This window comes from Williamsoniiplasma lucivorax ATCC 49196 (genome assembly GCF_000518285.1).
GTDB classification, from domain to species: domain Bacteria; phylum Bacillota_I; class Bacilli_A; order Mycoplasmatales; family Mycoplasmataceae; genus Williamsoniiplasma; species Williamsoniiplasma lucivorax.
Genome location: NZ_JADH01000030.1, coordinates 1 through 1,441 on the forward strand (window position 1 = coordinate 1; position 1,441 = coordinate 1,441).

The following is a 1,441-nucleotide window of genomic DNA, read 5'->3' on the forward strand; positions in this document are numbered from 1 at the left end:
CAACAAGCTCAAGATTTCGAATTAAAAAACCCTAATGCGCAAAAGCAAAGTTTTGGCAAACAACTTTTAAATTTAATTAAAGGAATTATTATGCCAGCTATTCCAATTCTGATTGGAGTTGGATTAATCAATGCAGCTCAAGCTGTTTTACAACAAGCTGGAGCAATTCAAAATGTTGCTCCAAGTGCTGCGTTTGGTTCTTACACCTTAGCAACCCAATTAGTTTATTTAATTGCTGGTGGAGCGACATTATTTATGGGAATATTTTTCACATATAATGGGGTTAAATTTTTTGGTGGTAATCCTTTGCTTGGAATTGTTATGGGTTTAATTTTAACAGCACCAATTTTATTTAAAGGTAATTTATCTCAAAACTCAATGGGTGTAATGACAGCAACACCTTGAAGTCTACCGCTAATCACATCAAAAATTGATGGTTTTGATTTTGTATGGATGAAAATTGGGCCATCACCTGGTTCCATGATTACTGCAACAATCATTGCATATATAGCTGTTCAAGTAGAAAAATTTGCTAAAAAGAGATTTCCAAATTGAAGTTTAATGTTAACAGTGTCTACATTCACTATCTTCGTTGCTTCTGTTTTAGCTTTCTTTGTAGTGGGTCCAATCATTTCAGTTCTTGAAGCCATCTTGGGATACATTTTTTCATGAGTTGACAAAATTCCTTATGGAATTGGAACTGCACTCTTTGCATTCTTATGACAACCTTTGGTTATTACGGGAGCACATGGAGCATTGGTAACTATTTTGCAAATTCCAATGTTAACTAATCCTGAACCATATATTCTAGGATTAAAAACAATTAATTTATTAGGTGGTGTTTCAATTGGGGTTTTCGGCCAAGTTGGTGCTTCAATTGGATTCTTATTCATTGCTAAAAATGCGACTATAAAGCAAACATTATATGGAGGTATTCCTGCAGGACTCTTCGGCATTACAGAACCACTTATTTTTGGGGTTAACTTACCAAAAGTTAAACCATTCTTATATGGTTGTGTTGGAGCAGCTACTGGTGGTTTAGTTGCTGGATTAATGGGTGCTAAATATTATGCTGGAATAAAAGTAGGTATGGGAGGACTTTTCTCTGTATTAAATGCCAATGGTCCGAATGGTGATACTAAATCATTAATAGCAACATTAGTTGCATATGCTGTATGTATTGCTGTCCCAATATTATTAGTTATGTTTTTTGCAAAAGAAAGAACTGGTGAAAAATTTGGTCTTTATCAAGCAACAAAATCATTGAACCATTTCTTAAACAACAAAAACGTGGCTATGGACGCTAGTTTACAACAAGAAGCTGATGCGTTAAAGACTTTCTATGGCAACAAAGAAGTAACTAACAAAATTAAACTTTTTGAAAAAAACATGGCAAAAATCCAAACTTTACAAAGCAAAATTAGTGTTTTAGAAAGTCAAG

1 protein-coding gene is annotated in these 1,441 nt (G+C 33.9%); it reads left to right on the forward strand.

Features of this window, described 5'->3' with window-relative positions; translation table 4 throughout:
- Window positions 1-1,441 (forward strand): PTS sugar transporter subunit IIC (locus P695_RS06220; protein WP_028127084.1); only part of this gene is annotated, 1,441 nt, incomplete at both ends.